The 16,941-nt window shown below is 60.0% G+C and carries 15 protein-coding genes; 7 read left to right on the forward strand and 8 right to left on the reverse strand.

Annotation, left to right across the window (positions count from 1 at the left end; translation table 11 throughout):
* Positions 1 to 118 precede the first annotated feature (118 nt).
* Positions 119 to 1,291 carry a 4-hydroxybenzoate 3-monooxygenase gene (gene pobA / locus AC13QE_RS12905; RefSeq protein ID WP_488483965.1) on the reverse strand — a complete coding sequence of 391 codons (1,173 nt, stop codon included), beginning with the start codon at positions 1,289 to 1,291 and terminating at the stop codon, positions 119 to 121.
* 113 nt (positions 1,292 to 1,404) lie between these two features.
* Between pobA and AC13QE_RS12910 the strand changes: the two genes are divergently transcribed.
* Positions 1,405 to 2,292, forward strand: a complete 888-nt coding sequence (locus AC13QE_RS12910; RefSeq protein ID WP_488483966.1) for a helix-turn-helix domain-containing protein — start codon at positions 1,405 to 1,407, stop codon at positions 2,290 to 2,292.
* 3 nt (positions 2,293 to 2,295) lie between these two features.
* On the opposite strand, the gene AC13QE_RS12915 is transcribed toward AC13QE_RS12910, so the two are convergent.
* Positions 2,296 to 3,051 (reverse strand): IclR family transcriptional regulator, encoded by a 756-nt coding sequence (locus AC13QE_RS12915; protein ID WP_132719233.1) that lies wholly within the window; start codon positions 3,049 to 3,051, stop codon positions 2,296 to 2,298.
* Positions 3,052 to 3,202: 151 nt separating this feature from the next.
* On the opposite strand from AC13QE_RS12915, the gene AC13QE_RS12920 reads away from it, so the two are divergent.
* The 5 genes from AC13QE_RS12920 to AC13QE_RS12940 all read left to right on the forward strand — a co-directional run bounded on the left by AC13QE_RS12920 (position 3,203) and on the right by AC13QE_RS12940 (position 9,699).
* Positions 3,203 to 3,910 carry a 3-oxoacid CoA-transferase subunit A gene (locus AC13QE_RS12920; protein ID WP_488483967.1) on the forward strand — a complete coding sequence of 236 codons (708 nt, stop codon included), beginning with the start codon at positions 3,203 to 3,205 and terminating at the stop codon, positions 3,908 to 3,910.
* Positions 3,907 to 4,596, forward strand: coding sequence for a CoA transferase subunit B (locus AC13QE_RS12925; protein WP_183873910.1), 690 nt, complete (start codon positions 3,907 to 3,909; stop codon positions 4,594 to 4,596). Before AC13QE_RS12920 ends, AC13QE_RS12925 begins: the two co-directional genes overlap by 4 nt.
* Positions 4,597 to 4,689: 93 nt before the next feature.
* Positions 4,690 to 5,895, forward strand: a complete 1,206-nt coding sequence (pcaF, locus tag AC13QE_RS12930) for a 3-oxoadipyl-CoA thiolase (protein ID WP_488483968.1) — start codon at positions 4,690 to 4,692, stop codon at positions 5,893 to 5,895.
* A gap of 153 nt (positions 5,896 to 6,048) precedes the next feature.
* Positions 6,049 to 8,379, forward strand: a complete 2,331-nt coding sequence (locus AC13QE_RS12935; RefSeq protein ID WP_488483969.1) for a cation:proton antiporter domain-containing protein — start codon at positions 6,049 to 6,051, stop codon at positions 8,377 to 8,379.
* 120 nt (positions 8,380 to 8,499) lie between these two features.
* Positions 8,500 to 9,699 (forward strand): MFS transporter, encoded by a 1,200-nt coding sequence (locus tag AC13QE_RS12940; protein WP_132719223.1) that lies wholly within the window; start codon positions 8,500 to 8,502, stop codon positions 9,697 to 9,699.
* A gap of 21 nt (positions 9,700 to 9,720) precedes the next feature.
* On the opposite strand, the gene AC13QE_RS12945 is transcribed toward AC13QE_RS12940, so the two are convergent.
* Both AC13QE_RS12945 and AC13QE_RS12950 read right to left on the reverse strand, forming a co-directional pair.
* Positions 9,721 to 10,107 carry an ester cyclase gene (locus AC13QE_RS12945; protein WP_488483970.1) on the reverse strand — a complete coding sequence of 129 codons (387 nt, stop codon included), beginning with the start codon at positions 10,105 to 10,107 and terminating at the stop codon, positions 9,721 to 9,723.
* 33 nt (positions 10,108 to 10,140) lie between these two features.
* On the reverse strand, positions 10,141 to 12,141 hold the full coding sequence (locus AC13QE_RS12950) for a GGDEF domain-containing phosphodiesterase (protein ID WP_132719219.1): 2,001 nt from the start codon (positions 12,139 to 12,141) through the stop codon (positions 10,141 to 10,143).
* Positions 12,142 to 12,337: 196 nt separating this feature from the next.
* Between AC13QE_RS12950 and AC13QE_RS12955 the strand changes: the two genes are divergently transcribed.
* The gene (locus tag AC13QE_RS12955) at positions 12,338 to 13,369 is read left to right on the forward strand and encodes a class I SAM-dependent methyltransferase (protein WP_132719218.1); all 1,032 of its coding nucleotides are present in this window, start codon (positions 12,338 to 12,340) and stop codon (positions 13,367 to 13,369) included.
* A gap of 23 nt (positions 13,370 to 13,392) precedes the next feature.
* Here AC13QE_RS12955 and AC13QE_RS12960 read toward each other — a convergent pair whose 3' ends face one another.
* The 4 genes from AC13QE_RS12960 to AC13QE_RS12975 form a co-directional block, all read right to left on the reverse strand.
* Positions 13,393 to 14,013: a DedA family protein gene (locus AC13QE_RS12960; protein WP_488483971.1), complete on the reverse strand. Its 621-nt coding sequence runs from the start codon at positions 14,011 to 14,013 to the stop codon at positions 13,393 to 13,395.
* A complete protein-coding gene (locus AC13QE_RS12965) occupies positions 14,010 to 14,600 on the reverse strand; it encodes a class I SAM-dependent methyltransferase (protein ID WP_488483972.1) in 591 nt (196 codons plus the stop codon). Before AC13QE_RS12965 ends, AC13QE_RS12960 begins: the two co-directional genes overlap by 4 nt.
* A 95-nt stretch (positions 14,601 to 14,695) precedes the next feature.
* Positions 14,696 to 16,051, reverse strand: coding sequence for a sensor histidine kinase (locus AC13QE_RS12970; protein WP_488483973.1), 1,356 nt, complete (start codon positions 16,049 to 16,051; stop codon positions 14,696 to 14,698).
* Complete coding sequence (locus AC13QE_RS12975; RefSeq protein WP_488483974.1) at positions 16,048 to 16,722, reverse strand: response regulator transcription factor; 675 nt, start codon at positions 16,720 to 16,722, stop codon at positions 16,048 to 16,050. The genes AC13QE_RS12970 and AC13QE_RS12975 overlap by 4 nt, the downstream gene beginning before the upstream one ends.
* Positions 16,723 to 16,941 lie beyond the last annotated feature (219 nt).

Here is a 16,941-nt window from a genome sequence, read left to right on the forward strand (position 1 = left end):
ACAGTGCCAAACCCCTTCGCCCCGCGTGCGGGGAGAAGGTGGACTCGAACAGTTGAGCGAAGCGAAACTGGGAGAGGACGGATGAGGGGCTTACCTATCCATAGGCGATTGACCCGCTTCAGAACGGCAGGCCCACATAATTCTCAGCGAGCGCCGTCGAGGCTGCGCGCGAATGGGTGAGATAATCGAGCTCGGCTTCCTGGATCTTCTGATCGAAATCATTTGTCTCGGGAAAACGATGCATCATCGTCGTCATCCACCAGGAGAAGCGCACCGCCTTCCAGACCCGGGCGAGCGCCCGATGGGAATAGGCCTCCAATCCGGCATTCGAGCGATCCTGATAATGCTCGGCGAGGCCCGAAAACAGGTAATACACGTCGCTTGCCGCCAGATTGAGCCCCTTGGCACCGGTCGGTGGCACGATATGGGCGGCATCGCCGACGAGGAAAAGGCGGCCGAAACGCATGGGCTCGGCCACGAAGGAGCGCAGCGGCGCGATCGATTTCTCGAAGGACGGCGCGGTGGTCAGCGCCTCGGCATGATGGGCCGGCAGGCGGCGGCGCAATTCATCCCAGAAGCGATCGTCGCTCCAGTCCTCGACCTTCTCGTCGAGCGAACACTGAATGTAATAGCGACTGCGTGTCATCGATCGCATGGAGCATAGAGCGAAGCCACGGGGATGGTTGGCATAGATCAGCTCGTGATTGACGGGCGCCACCTCCGCCAGCACGCCGAGCCAGCCGAAGGGATAGACCTTCTCGAAATTGCGGATCGCCTTTTGCGGAACCGATTTGCGGCTGACGCCATGGAAGCCGTCGCAGCCGGCAATGAAATCGCAATCGATGCGATGCGAAATGCCGTCCTTCTCGTAGGTCAGATGGGGCGTATCGCCATCGAAGCCATGCGGCTGGACGTTGGCGGCGCTATAGATGGTTGGAGCGCCGCTTTCCTCGCGGCGGGCCATCAGGTCGCGGGTCATCTCCGTCTGACCGTAAATGACGACCCGCTTGCCCCCGGTGAGGCCGTGAAGGTCGATGCGATGATCGCGGCCGTCGAAGGCGAGCGAGAAACCATCATGCGGCAAGCCCTCGGCATGCAAACGTTCGCTTGCCTTCGCCTGATCCAGCAACCGGACGGTGCCTTCTTCAAGAACGCCGGCGCGCACGCGGCCGAGAATGTAATCCTTGCCGACGCGATCGAGAATGACGTTGTCGATACCGGCCTCCGTCAGCAACTGGCCGAGCAGCAGGCCGGACGGCCCGGAACCGATAATGGCGACTTGAGTGCGCATCGTCTCCTCCCATGCGTCTATCTTGCTTCAAGTCTCTTCAGCGCGAGGCGAGTCCGCAATGGACATTTCGGTCATGAAATTGCACAAATCGAACACGGCGAGGGAGATGGGCCATGACAAAGACTGTGCCGACCTATGAACTCTATGGCGAAAATACCGGCCGAAAGCCGGATTTTTGGCTGCATTGCGAGACAATTCCCTCCCGCAGCAGCCTTCACCACTGGGAAATCCGTGCGCACCGGCACGAGAGCTTCTTTCAAATCTTGTACATCGATGCCGGTTCCGGCGACGCCATCTTTGACGGCGTTGCGCATGCTTTTACGCCGCCCGCCGTGATTACAGTTCCGCCACGGCTCAATCACGGCTTCCGCTTTTCGCGGGATATAGACGGTTTCGTCATCACGGTGTTGATCTCGCATCTGAAGGCATCCCCGGGCGATCGCAGCCGACTGGGCGCATGGCTTGCCGAGCCGCATCTGACTTTGCTCGACACTCAAAACGAAGACGCGGCGTATGTCGCCAAGACGCTAAAACGCCTGGGGGAGGAATTTGCCAGCCATCGCAACGGCCGCAACGACTTGCTCGATGCCTATCTGACCTCGGCCTTACTGCTGATGGCGCGCATAGCCCAAAAGGCTGAAGAAGGATCGACGCCGGGCGACGAGAGCGAGCGCCGCATGGAGATGTTGCAGGGCCTCATTCAGCGCCACTTCCGTTCACATAAGCCAGCCGCCTTCTACGCCAAAAATCTCGGCATCTCGCCAGCCCATCTCAGCCGCATTGTTCGCAGCAAAACCGGGCACGGCGCGCACGAGCTGATCACGCGCAAGCTGCTGGACGAAGCCAAGCGCGAACTGGTCTTCACCTTCGCCACCGTCCAGGAAATCAGCTATCGCCTCGGCTTTGCCGACCCCGCCTATTTCTCCCGCTTCTTCGTCAAGCAGACGGGACAGACCCCGCGCGCCTGGCGGATCGAGGAGCGGGAGAGGCTGGGAATGTGATGGTTACGGCAACACCAACCGCAGCGCCTTCTGCGTCTCCTTCAGCAGCGGCAGAAACCGCTCCGCCATGTCGGAGGCCGCGACATAGGCAGCCGGTGCGCCGATATTGATCGCCGCCACGGTCTGGCCGCGGTCGTTTTCGACCGGCACGGCAATTGAGCAAAGGCCGATTTCCAATTCCTGGTCGATGACGGCATAGCCCTGCTCCCTCACCCGGCGGAACTCCGCCATCAATTCCTCCGGGTCTGTCTTGGTGTTCGGCGTGTTTGCCTTGAGGTCGGTTCGCCCAAGCACGGAGCGCGCCTCGCCTTCCGGCAGCGCTGCCAGCAGGACGCGGCCCATCGAGGCGCAGAAGGCCGGAAGCCGGCTCCCGGGCGTCAGGTTGATCGACATCACCCGGCGCTGCGAGGCGCGAGCGATATAGACGACCTCCGTGCCGTCGAGCACTGAGGCGGAGGCATTCTGCCCGGCGCGCTCCGCAAGCTGATCGAGATGCGGCTGGATGATGGTCGGTAGCGGCGTCGCCGCCAGATAGGCATGACCGAGCCTGAGGATCTTCGGCGTCAGCGTGAAGAACTTGCCATCATAGACGGCGTAGCCGAGTTCGGAGAGCGTCAGCAGCGAACGGCGCACCGTGGCGCGATCGAGGCCGGTCAGCTTCGATGCCTCGGCAATCGTCAGACGCTGCCGCGTCTCGCCGAAGGCTTCGATAACTTTCAATCCCTTGGCAAAGCCGCTGACGAAATCCGTTTCGCGCATTTCAGATCCTCAATTTCGGCCCCATTTTGTGCGATATACGAACAAATGTCAAATATCGCACAAATCGATTGCCGTCCAGCCCATGCTGATCTATTCGAAAGGAAGAGGACGGGCGTCATGGTCCGCCCGCATGGCAAGTGGGAGTTTCCGCATGGATAAGACAATCGCGAGCACAGCAGCCGCCGTCTCGGACATCGGCGATGGTGCGACCGTCATGATCGGCGGCTTTGGTGGTTCCGGCGCGCCGATCGAACTCATCCATGCGCTGATCGACAAAGGCTCGAAGAACCTGACCGTCATCAACAACAATGCCGGCAACGGGCATATCGGCATCGCTGCGATGATCGACGCGGGCATGGTCAGGAAGATGATCTGCTCGTTTCCGCGCTCATCCGATCCACGCGCCTTCACGGACCGCTATCTGGCCGGCGAAATCGAGCTGGAGCTGGTGCCTCAGGGAACTCTTGCAGAACGCATTCGCGCCGGCGGCGCCGGCATTCCGGCCTTTTACACCCCGACCGCCTATGGCACCGAGCTTGCCAACGGCAAGGTCATCGCAGAATTCGACGGTCGCCACTATGTTCAGGAGCGCTGGCTCAAGGCCGATTTCGCCATCGTCAAAGCTGCAGTCGGCGATGTGCAGGGCAATCTCATCTACAACAAGGCTGGCCGCAACTTTAATCCGCTGATGTGCATGGCAGCCGCCAGGACGATTGCACAGGTCTCGAAAATCGTTGCCGCCGGCGAGCTCGATCCCGAACATATTGTTACCCCGGGCATCTTCGTCAACGGCGTCGTTGAGGTCGCCGATCCGCAGCAGGAAGAAAATCTCATTCGAGCCGGAGTGGCCTACGTATGACCATCGACACACGCGAAGACATCAAGCTCTCCAACGCACAGATCGCCTGGCGCGCAGCTCAGGATATCGAAGATGGCGCCTATGTTAACCTCGGCATCGGTTTTCCGGAAATGGTCGCCCGCTACCAGCCTCCGGGCCGGCAGGCGATCTTCCACACCGAAAACGGCATCCTGAATTTCGGCGAGCCGCCGGCGGAAGGCGAGGAAGATTGGGATCTGATCAACGCCGGCAAGAAGGCCGTCACGCTGAAGCCCGGCGCCTCCTTCTTCCATCACGCCGATAGTTTCGCCATGGTGCGCGGCGGCCATCTGGATGTCGCGATCCTTGGCGCCTATCAGGTGGCGCAAAATGGCGACCTCGCCAACTGGCGCGTCGGCTCGAAGGGCGTGCCCGCCGTCGGCGGGGCAATGGACCTGGTTCATGGCGCCAAGCAGGTTTTCGTCATCACCGAACATGTGACGAAGGACGGTAAGCCGAAACTGGTGGAGGCCTGCACCTTCCCTCTGACCGGCGTCGGCTGCATCACGCGCATCTATACGAGCCATGCGGTCATCGACATTGGCAAGCAAGGTTTCGTCGTCCGTGAAAAGCTTGCCGCCATGACGATGGACGAGCTGCAGGCGATGACCGGCGCGCCGCTCCACATAGACCGTCCCGTTGCCGACCTCGTCGTGCCGAAGCTCTGAAGCCTGTTGCGATCTTTCAGACTCGCGCGCGATGCTTTAAGCTTATAATATTTCGCAAGCCGCTTTTACGCAACATGCCGTTGGGAGAAGACCATGACCGAAGCCTTCATCTGTGACTATATCCGCACGCCGATCGGCCGCTTCGGCGGATCGCTCTCCTCGGTTCGTGCCGATGATCTCGGTGCGGTGCCGCTGAAGGCGTTGATCGAGCGCAACGGCTCGGTCGATTGGGAAGCCATCGACGACGTGATCTATGGATGCGCCAACCAGGCGGGCGAGGACAATCGCAACGTCGCGCGCATGGCAAGCCTGCTGGCCGGCCTGCCGATTTCGGTGCCCGGCACGACGATCAACCGGCTTTGCGGCTCGGGCATGGATGCCGTCATCGCGGCTGCCCGCGCCATCCGCGCCGGCGAGGCTGATTTGATGATCGCCGGCGGCGTTGAGAGCATGTCGCGCGCGCCCTTCGTCATTCCCAAGGCCGAAAGCGCCTTTTCGCGCAATGCCGAGATCTACGACACCACCATCGGCTGGCGCTTCATCAATCCCGTGATGAAGAAGCAATATGGCGTCGACTCCATGCCGGAAACCGGTGAGAACGTCGCCGAAGATTACAAGGTCAGCCGCGAAGATCAGGACGCCTTTGCCGTTCGCTCGCAGGCAAAGGCTGCCGCAGCGCAGGAAAGTGGCCGGCTTGCCAAGGAAATCACGCCGGTCATGATCCCGCAGCGCAAGGGCGATCCGGTTATCGTCGGCAAAGACGAGCATCCGCGCGCAACCTCGATGGAAGCGCTCGCCAAGCTTGGCACGCCCTTCAAGAAGGAAGGCGGCACAGTGACGGCCGGCAACGCCTCCGGCGTCAATGATGGCGCGGCCGCGCTCATCATTGCGTCTGAAGCAGCAGCTAAAAAATATGGCCTCACGCCGATTGCCCGCATCCTTGGCGGGGCGGCCGCCGGTGTCCCTCCGCGCATCATGGGCATCGGCCCCGTACCGGCTTCGCGCAAGCTCATGGCCCGCCTCGGCATGCGCCAAGAGCAGTTCGACGTCATCGAATTGAACGAAGCCTTCGCCTCGCAGGGACTTGCGGTATTACGCGAACTCGGCATTGCCGATGACGACGCGCGCGTCAACCGTAATGGCGGCGCCATCGCGCTCGGTCATCCGCTTGGCATGTCGGGCGCGCGCATCACCGGCACGGCCGCCCTGGAGCTCAAGGAAACCGGCGGGCGCTATTCGCTTTCCACTATGTGCATCGGCGTCGGCCAGGGCATCGCCATTGCGCTGGAACGGGTCTGATCGTTCCGGCTTGCCCATGTTCCGCCGCCGGATGCGCGGCGGACCATGCCCGCTGCCGAGTGCGCGATATTAGCCTGCGACGGCGGCGATCAGCGATGATCTGGAACGGCAAAGGCTCTGGCGCGTTTTCCTGCTGCTCAGTGGGATCAGTCCATGCCGTCACGCCAGAACGTTTCGAAACCATTTTCGTCAAACGCCCTTATCATTCTCATCATCATCACCCCGTTGCTGTCGATGGCGCAATCCGCCTTCGCAGCAGAGGGGCAGAAAGCCAGCCACCCTTCGGAAGGGCTGTTCCTGATCCAGATCATTCTGCTTGTCGTATCGGGCAGGCTGCTCGGCGAATTGATGGTGCGCATCGGCCAGCCATCGATCATGGGCCAGATCATCGCCGGCATCATTCTCGGTCCCTCCCTTTTTGGCCTGATCTTCCCGCATGCACAGGCGAGCCTTTTTCCTTCGGAGGGCGCACAGAAAAGCATGACCGATGCGGTCGGCCAGCTCGGCATTCTCTTTCTCCTGCTGCTTGCCGGCATGGAGACTGATCTCGGTCTTGCAAGACGCCTGCGCAAATCCGCGGCCGGCGTCTCGCTGACCGGTATCGTCATTCCGTTTGCTGCGGGATTTGCCTTGGGCGAGCTCATCCCCGACGCCTTGCTTCCCGATCCTCAAAAGCGGTTGGTCACCTCTCTCTTCCTGGGCACTGCGCTTTCCATCTCCTCGGTGAAGATCGTCGCTTCCGTGGTTCGCGAGATGGACTTCATGCGCCGGAACATCGGCCAACTGATCGTCGCCTCCGCCATCATCGACGATACGGTCGGATGGGTCATCATCGCCATAACGTTCGGCCTTGCAGAAAAAGGCACGGTCGATCTCACGACGCTCGCGACCAGCGTCATCGGCACATTGGCCTTCATGGCCGTCAGCTTCACGATCGGTAGACGGGCGGTCTTCGAAATCATCCGCTGGACCAACGACAATTTTCGCAGCGACCTGCCCGTGCTCAGCGCCATCATCGCAATCATGGGTACGATGGCTATCATCACCAATCTCATCGGCGTCCATACGGTGCTCGGCGCCTTCGTTGCCGGCATTCTGGTCGGAGAATCGCCCATTCTCACACGTCAGATCGATGTGCAGCTTCGGGCTTTGACGACGGCTCTGTTCATGCCGGTCTTTTTTGGACTGACCGGTCTGCAGACCGATCTCACCGTGCTTGCCGACCCTTCCATCCTGCTGCTGACGGCCGCTGTCGTGATCATAGCGAGCGTCGGCAAGTTCGGAGGCGCTTTTGCCGCCGCCAGGTTCGGCGGCTATTCGGCCTCGGAGGCCCTGGCGCTCGGCTGCGGCATGAATGCACGGGGATCGACGGAGGTGATCGTCGCGACCATAGGCCTGTCGGTCGGCGTGCTGGACGAAAAACTCTTTTCCGTCATCGTCGCCATGGCCGTCATCACCACGATGGCTATGCCGCCGACGCTGCGGTGGGCGCTTGCCCGCCTCCCGCTGCGTGAGGAGGAGCGCAATCGTCTGGAGCGCGAACAGTTCGAAAGCGAGAGCTTCCTCGGAAATTTTGAGCGCATCCTGCTGGCTGTCGACGGTTCGCAAAGCAGCCGCCTGGCAACCTGGATAGCCGCTTTCTTCGCGGTGACGCGCAAGATGCCCGTCACGGTGATGGATGCACGCGGAGCCGATGAAACTCCAGACGCGCCCGGTGCTATGGGAGCCTTGCATCCAGCGTCGCACGCCAAGACAATCGCCGAAGATCTGCGCCAATACGCCACCGATCTGCTTGCGTCCGCGCCACCGGAGCAGAACCTGGCTGGCGAAGGCGATATCCATGTGACAATCCGAGAAAAGAGCGACAAGCTCGAAACCGTACTCGAAGACGTCTCGGATACAGGCCACGATCTTCTCCTGGCGGGCATCGAACCCTCCATGGGAGACGATGGCCGCTTTGGCCCGTCGCTGCAGGTCATGACATCGGCGTTCCAGGGAACTCCGGCGATCATCACGGCACGCGGCCCGCTTCCGAAGCATCCGGGCGATCTGCGGATATTGCTTCCCGTCAGTGGCACCGAGCGCTCCATCCGCGCTGCTGAATTCGGGCTCGCGATCGCAAAGGCGGCAAACGCCCATTGCGCGCTGCTATTAATCGTCGAGCCGCGCCGCGCCAGCGCTATTCCGCGTATCAGCGACCGAGGCAACGACCATCGGGATATTTTGAATAAGGTCGGCGCCATTGCAGATTATTATGGCGTGCAGATCGAAAAGGTCGTTCAGCAAGGACCCTCGCCGGAGCTCTCGATCCTGCGGCATGCGCGCAGCGGCGGATATAATCTGATCGTGCTCGGCGTAAGCAAAAGAGCCAGTGGCAGCCTGTCATACGGAAGCGTCGCCGACACGGTGCTGCAGACCGCCGACAGATCCTGCATTTTCATCGAAACCGATCTGGCCTCCTCCTCGCCGGCAATTCGCGAATAGGCCGACCATCAGCGGTGGGATGAATCAGGAGAATCAATGAAAGACATCAACGCTATTCATTTTTCCTATGCTACCCCCTAGTCCATATTGGCCGGCAATATGATTTGACCGAGCGCACCGATGTCCGACCTTGCCCTTTCGCGGGACCACGAAGAAGCCGATACGCGGGAGGGATGGAAGGTCGTTGCTGCGACCCATGTGCTCACCGCCGTGACCTTCGGCGCCGCCTATTCATTCTCCGCCACCTTGCCGGGGCTTGCCGCGGAGTTTAGCGCCTCTCGCGGCGAGATCGCCCTCGTCTTCTCCATCTCCGCATTCCTCTTCTACTCGCTCGGCGCGATTGCCGGGCCGCTTGCCGACAGATGGTCGCCGCGCAGCCTGGTTCTTCTGGGACTTGCGGCCATGATCCTCGGCTATATCGGCGCCAGCCGCGTCGGGTCTCTCGTGTCGCTCTATATCTGGTACGGCTTCGGCGTCGGTCTGGGGATCGGCCTCTCCTATGTTCCAGCCCTTGGCGCCGTACAATCCTGGTTTATCCGCAGACGCAGCCAGGCATCCGGCGTCGCGACCGCCGGAATTGGCCTTGGCACCTTGGTGCTGCCCTTTGCGATCGGCCAGGCGCTCCCCTTCATCGGCTGGCGCGGCTGCTTCATCGCGCTTGCGTGCCTATTTGCCGCCTTCGGATTGCCGGCCGCAATGCTCATCCGCAAAAGGCGTGACAATCTGGATCCATCTCGGAGTCGAGCGGACAAGCATGCAAATGCTGCCATATGGCGGGACGGGCGGTTCTATCTTTTCTATGCCGTGCTTGTTCTGTCGTCGTTTTGCACTTTCATTCCCTATGTCCATATCGTTGCAGCAGCCCAGGACATGGGTCTCTCGCTGCAAGACGGAACCACTCTTGTTGGTCTTATTGGCGTCGGCAACGTGGTCGGGCGCTTTTTCCTGGCCGGGCTCGGCGATCGCTTCGGCCGGCGCCGGCTATTGGCGTCTCTGACATTTGCCGTCGCCGCGTCCTTTGCTCTCTGGGCATCGGCATCAGGCATGATCCAGCTGGCGTTGTTCGCACTGACGTTCGGCATGAGCTATGGCGGCTGCGTCGGCCTTTATCCCGCTGTGGCGGCCGATCTGTTCGGGACGCGCAATATCGGCGCCGTCATCGGATATCTCTATACGGCGGTCGGTATCGCAGCCTTGATCGGACCGACGGCGGCCGGTTTTATTTTCGACCATACCGGCAGCTATTCCGGCCCGATTATCGCAAGCGGCCTCGCCGCTTTTGCGGCTGGTTTCATGGCACTGCGCCTTGGGCACGAATAGCACCATTGTTGGCAGTGATTGTCAGAGCTGGGCTGCGATGGCGGCCTTGTCGATGATTGACCAGACGTGCCGAATTCGTCCATCCAGAAACTCATAAAAGACATTCTCAGCGAATTGGACCCTTCTGCCGTTCACCGCCATGCCGAACAACAGCCCCGTCGGTCTGCAATCAAATTGCAGGCGACATGCGACACGCGGCGGCTCGCAGATGAGCAGAGCGATATCGAAATGAAGATCGGGGATGGCGCGAAAATCACCTTCGAGCATTTGCCGATAGCCTGACAGCCCGACATAAGCGCCATTATAGCACACGTCTTCATGGACGAATTTGCGCAGATTCGGCCAATCCTGCCCGTTGAGACAGGCAATGTACCCTCGATAGATCTCGGAAAGGTCGGTGCTTGCCATTCCATTACCCTCGGCTGGGTGACAGCCGGTTTCTCAGGCAGTCGCCTGCAGACGGCGGTGGCCGGCATTCCTCATTGCAATCGGATGCTTGAGCGCCGGTGCCGGTCGGCCGATATGGTATCCCTGAACGGCGTCGATGCCAAAGGATTTGACGAGATTGAGCTGCTCTTCATCTTCCACGCCTTCGACCAGGATGCGGTGACCGCGATTACGCACCAGGCCGATAATATCCTCGAGCAGAATCTTTGCGCCGTCGTTGTTTGCCGCATCATGCAGGAAGGATTTGTCGATCTTGACGGTTTCAAACTCCATCAGGCGAAGCCATGACAACCCGGCAAAGCCTGTGCCGAAATCATCCAGCCAGAATTTGATGCCGAGCTTCTTCAGATCCTGGATGCTGTCGAGCACATCCGGGCGTATCTCCATGTCGACGCCCTCGGTGATTTCGAACGCAACCCTATGACCCGATACACCCGTTTCCGCCAGAATGGCTGCGACCTGCGCGGCGAAGCCGGGGGCGCGCAGCTGGATCGGGGAAACATTGATGCTGACGGTGTCGACGATGTCGCGGGTGAGCAAATCGCAGCATGCTCTTCTGATTGCCCAGTAACCGAGCTCGATAATGGCGCCCGTACGCTCCGCGACAGGAATAAAGACAGCCGGCGAAGAATTCGACCCATCAAGCAGCTGCAGACGCATCAGAGCCTCATAGGCGCCGATCTCTCCGGTCCTGAGATATTGAATCGGTTGATAGACCAGCGAAACGAGATTTTGCTGAATGGCGATCTTCAGGATCGCCGCGATGTTTTCGCCTGCATCACCACCGGGCAGCTCGTTCGGATCGAAGATCCGCGCGCAATTGCGGCCGCTCGCCTTCGCGGAATAGAGCGCGCGGTCGGCCTCATTGATCACATTCTCCAGCTTTGCACCGGCGAGATCTCTGGTAATGGTCGCGCCGACACTAACAGTGACATGCCGGAAACCGTCCAGGCGCTGGGCGTGGACGATATCGAGAGCTTCGATCCCCTGGCAGATCGCCTCCGCCAGCGCCAGCGCATCCGAGCTGTTCTCCAGATCGAGAATGACGATGAATTCCTCACCGCCGTAACGCCCGACCGTCGCCCCCAGTGGCGCGACGATATTCGACAGCGCGTTGGCAACCGTGACGAGACAGTGATCGCCCTCCTGATGGCCATAATAGTCATTGTACTTCTTGAAGAAGTCGACATCGACCAGAAGAATGGCAAAAGGAGCGCGATCTTCGCGCCAACGATCCCAAAACTGCTTCAGCCTTATGTCAGCGGCTCTTCTATTTTCCATTCCAGTCAGGGAATCGGTAATGGAAAGCCGCAGAAGCGCCTCGCCACGCTCCGTCGCCTGCTGCTGCTGCAATTCGGCTTCCCGCGCATTGAGGAAGACGTTGAAACGTTCCTTGTTCAATTTCCAGTTCACATAGGAGGTGAACACGAAGCAGCAGAGATAGAAGGTCGTAAAGGCCAGGCAATAGGCGGCGCTGTAGTGAAATTCCATAAGCGACAGCAGGAAAAAGGCGAAGATCAGCCCCGACGAGGCAAGTGCAAGACCGAACTCGAGACTGAAGAACAGGTTAACGCCCATCATGAAGATGGCGCCGAACGCGGCGTAATAGGAGAATGCTTCCGCATTCGTCGTCTGCAATGCCGGCAGCAGCCACACGACATATCCGAGGACGACAGCGGCCGCACAGGTCGCCTCCAACTCGCCGGCACGACGCTGACGGGAAAACTGGATTTCCAGCACCAGAAGCGAAAAACCGCCGATCAGAAACCGTGCGGGAATCGTCACATGCGAGACATCCGGAATGAAGACCAGATCCGTGATGAGGAATAGGACATAGACGGGCACGGCAAGCCACAGACCGCTGCGAGCCAGGGCGCGCCGCGCATCGTTGCTATAGGCTTTGTAGAGCACACGCAGCTCATCGGGATGATCCGTGCCCAGAGCAGCACTCCGGCCAAGTTCGCTTCCTCCCGACAATTGACGCATGCTCATCATCACCCGAGTTAGCCGAGACTTCATGTCCACCGCGTTACCTTTGCGTCGCTCGAATGAACCAATCGCTCGCTTCACCACGGCGGCCAATTTGATCCGTTTGATAACGACAGCGTTGACGCAGCGACATTAACAAAACCATAGCGCTCAATTTTTATCTGAGATATGGTTTGCGGAGTGTTCACGGAATGATTTAAAATTGAAACAATTTCAAACCGCTCTCGATGGCTTCAGCCTCGTTACCTCCCAGTCCATCTCGGAACATACGAGATCGTCGGGTAACAACATTGCAACCGATCAAATAAAGGAGGGCGAGGCCGAACTCGCCCTCATTCTCTCCCTCACGCAACAGGCGTTCGAAGCAAACGCGCCCGTTCCAGGCACCATGCAAGCCTTGACGGAGCGTCTGCAGGCGCTGAAAAACAAGACGACACCCCTGACCTGGGCGCATCTGGCCTCGGTGGCGCAGGGACATCCCGTGTCGTCCTACCTGCTGCAGGACCCTCTGACGCGATGGTCTTTCGAAAAGCCGCGCGGCTATAGCGGGGACGCCTATCTGCTGGATTTCATCTATGAACATCCAGCCGTTGCCGCACAGGTGGCGGAAGCTTCGGCGCTGGGCGCAGAAGTTTACGATTTCACCCGGCGTGCAGCATCCGCCGTCGCCGTGCGCGAAAGGCGCGAGATCCTGGCAGCCCATGTCGATGCGGTGGCGGAGGCGACGGATGGCGCCGAAGTCCTGGCAATCGCGGCCGGCCATCTTCGCGAAGCCGAGCTCTCCCAAGCTCTGCAGAGCGGCAGGCTCAAGCGCTGGGTCGCACTTGATCAGGATCCGGTCAGCGTCGGGACGGTGGCCTCGGCCTTCCATGGCAGCTGCATCGAAGCGATCAACGGCTCCGTTCGCACCATTTTGGGACGCGCGCAGAAGCTCGGCACGTTCGACTTCATCTATGCAGCCGGCCTTTACGATTATCTGGCCGAAAGCGTAGCCGTACGTCTGACGGAGCGCTGCCTGCAGATGCTGAAGCCCGGCGGCAAGTTCCTGCTTGCGAACTTCGCCAAGGATATCGGTGTCGAAGGTTACATGGAAACCTTCATGAACTGGCCGCTGATCTGGCGAACGGATGAGGATGTCCAGTCGATCATCGACAAGGTCAAGCACCCGATCGCCGATGTTTCTCTGACACGCGGCGAAAACGGCGGCGTCATATACGCCGTTCTGACCGTATAGCCGACCGCAAGCGTGATAGCCGGCTAAGCCTCACTGCGGCTTGGCCGGCAAAGTCGCAGCAGCGCAAGCACCAGAAGATTGACCAAGATGATTGCTGCGATAGCGGCAGGCGCTGCTGTATCTGGCGCCAATATCTGTTGACGCAACAAATAACCCGATACCAGAAACGGCGTATTCCAAATCAATGCGCCGCAGAATGTCGCGATGGCAAAGCCGGACGCCGGCACGGCGAGCACGCCTGCCGGCAATGCCATATAGGCGCGAACGACAGGCACAAGCTGACCGAAGAACGTGGCCCGCACGGGATAACCATGATAATTGCGCTTCAGGCGCAGATACCAATCTTCTTTAATCTCCAGACGCCGGGTCATCCTCAGCACGAAGAGGTCGCCACGCTCAGGTCCCAGCCAACGGCCTATTCCATACCAGAACAGCGAACCTGCCATTGAACCGGCAGCGGTAACGGTGATCACTGCGGGCAGATCAACCGGGTGGGCGATGCCCAGCATGCCCAGCATCAAGAACAGGGCGATCGAAGGCAGGATGGGAATAAGCTTCTCGATTGCGGAACACAATGCAAGGCCGAACAGCCCCCATGCCGCCAGATCGGGCAGAGCATCCATCAGATAGGAGGAGCCGCTCATGTGGCAGCGGCCGGAGAATTTATCGGCCTGCGGCGGACGATCTTATAGACCCTGGCAGGCGGAAAGTTGCGCAGCACCTGGCCCTGCAGTGTTGCCTTGAAACCAAACCGGTCAAGCAGGCGATGCGGTATCGGACAGCGCAGGCCATAGGTGAACTGATAGAGCGCCCCGCCCTCGCGCAGTCTCGCCGAGACCGCGGTCAAAATGGCAATGACCGTCTTCGGCGACATGTTGAGCAGCGGCAATCCGCTGATGGCACAGCCAAACTGCTCTCCTTCCGGCAAGCCGTAAGCATCAAGCCGTGCAGCATCGGCGCAGATGACACGGGCATCAGGAAACCGCTGGCGAAGCAGGCTGGCAAAACTATCAGCGGATTCAATCAGCGTAATATCGCTTTCGCATATGCCGCGTGCGAGAAGGGCTCGTGTGAACACTCCCGTGCCCGGACCAAGCTCCAGAACCGGTCCCGCCGCAGGACCGATTTCGCTTGTAATCAGATTGGCCAGCACCGGACCGGAGGGGGCGATCGCTCCCACCATGCGCGGATTGGTCAGCAGAGTTCGCAAGAATAGTGATGTGTTTGACATGTGTTCCCGCCAATAGGCCTCAGGAGATTCGCCTGTACGACAGGCTTTTCCTAGGAGGAGCCGATTGCGAGAACATTGCATCGGGAGCCGATAGGCTATTCGGCCATCGGAAAGCTTAATCTGAAGGCCGCGCCACCCGTCGGTCCATCGAGGACACAAATCTTTCCGCCATGGAGCCTGGCAATTTCCTGAACGAGGTTCAGCCCGAGGCCGAATCCCTTAGTGCGTCCCTGGAGACGATGAAACGGCTCGAAGATGCGGTCGCGTTCCTCCTCCGGGATACCGCTTCCTTCGTCGCTTACGGTGATGCCGGTGGCGCGAGCGACATGGACGGTTATCCTGCCACGGCGGCCACCATGCTGGATCGCGTTCTGTACGAGGTTAGTAACGGCCCGCTCGATGGCCATGCGATCGCCAAGGACTTCCACGGCCTCCTCTTCCTTGATGAAGCAGGGTTCGTAATTGGCGGCGATCGCGAGCGCCGCCAGTTCTGAAACGACGTGCTCCGCGACCTCTACGAGATCGACCGAAACCGGCTCGAAACGGTGATTGAGGCGCTGAAGATCGAGGAACTGCTCGGCAAGCGTCGCAAGGCGGACAGTATCTTCGAAGAGCCGCTCCTTTAAAGGGCCTGCCGGCAGGCCATCGAGACGTGCCTGCAGGATCGCGACAGGGGTCCGCCATTCATGGGCAAGGTGGGAGAAAAGACGCTTCTGCCGCTCATAGCCTTCGTCCAGCCGCCTCAGCGCATCATTGACGGCTTCGACAAGCGGCAGGATTTCGCGCGGGACATCGTCGACCGGCAGCCGCGTCCCCTGGCGATTGATATCGATCTGCCCAGCGCGGGCAACGGCGGAATCCAGCGAGGAAAAAGCGCGGCGAACCACGAGCGGTGCTGCAATCATCGTTGCGATCGCCGTAACGATCAACAGCGGCAGAAGGGCGCTGAAGAAGACGATGCCCACGGCTCCAAGGATGCGGACCGTTGACACGCTGCCATCCATGCCCGTCAAAACCTGGATCTCGCCGGCCGGAGACGAAACCCATTGCATCCGGGCAGCAGGCACGGTGCTGCCGCCGAGATTGCTGCCGAAACGGGCCTGTCCGATACCGTCGAGCGCAGCGCCGAACGCTGCATAGGCCGGCGGCACGTTTCCGTCTTTGATCGTGGCGCCGCTGCGATCGCGCACGACGAACCAGAGACCTGGCAGGTTCTCGCGCCGCGCCAGAAGCGCCGGTGTTTCCGTGAGTACAAGGGCGCCATTCTGATCGCGGTCAATCGACTGGGAGATGGCATCGATGGTCTCGTCTTCCGGCTGAAGCGAGATAAAGCTGCCGGTCGCCCACAAGGCGGCGACGATCAGCACCGCAAGCAACGAGAGGAAGATCGCCTGCAGGAATGACAGGCGCGATACGAGACGCCATCGCAGGGAAGGCTGGCTTGCGCTCATGATTTCAGTCTCATCAGATAGCCGATGCCGCGAACGGGATGGATCTCCAGGCCGGACTCCACGGAGGCAAGCTTGCGACGGAGACGGGAGATATGCGCATCCAACGTATTCGACTGGATATCTTCGCTGAACCCGTAAACGGCCTCTTCCAGAGCATGGCGCGGCACCGTGCGGCCAAGCCGGCGCGCAAGAGCCTCGAAGACCAGAACTTCCCGGCGCGGCAATTCGAGCCGCTCGCCTTCAATCAGGATATCGTGGCAGCCGAAGTCATAGGACAGCCTGCCGAAATTCACCACCTCGGTCCGCAACTCGCCGGGGCGTCTCAGAATGGCGCGCAATCGCGCCAGCAGTTCTTCCACGGCAAATGGTTTGACGATGTAATCGTCGGCGCCGGTATCAAGACCACCGATGCGATCGCCGAGATCGCCGCGCGCCGTCAACACGATGACGGGCGTATCGATACCGGCAGCCCTCAGCTTTGGAATGATCGACAAGCCGTCTCCATCCGGAACCTGCCGGTCGAGAAGAATGACATCATAAGGGAGATTTATCGCAGCCTCTTCGGCATCGACCAGCATCGACACGTGATCGACGATGGCATCGCGAGCCTGCAATGCAGCGCTCAGCGCCGCAGCCATTTCCGGCTCGTCTTCTAGTAACAAGATCCGCAATGAACCATCCCCCAAATGGAACGACTGCATTGCATAAGCGGATTGCGGGAAGATTGCGACTCTATCCGGGCTACACTCTATTATTCATTGGAATTCGGACCGATATGCTTGCCAGCATACGAAGATCTCGGCCAGTTCGGCTTTCGACGCCAGTTAGGTCGCAGGGGAAGGCATCGCCTCCCCCTGCGATATCCGCCGTGCGGCGGCCGATAGGTAAGC

Source organism: Martinezella sp. CNPSo 3957, from assembly GCF_057784395.1.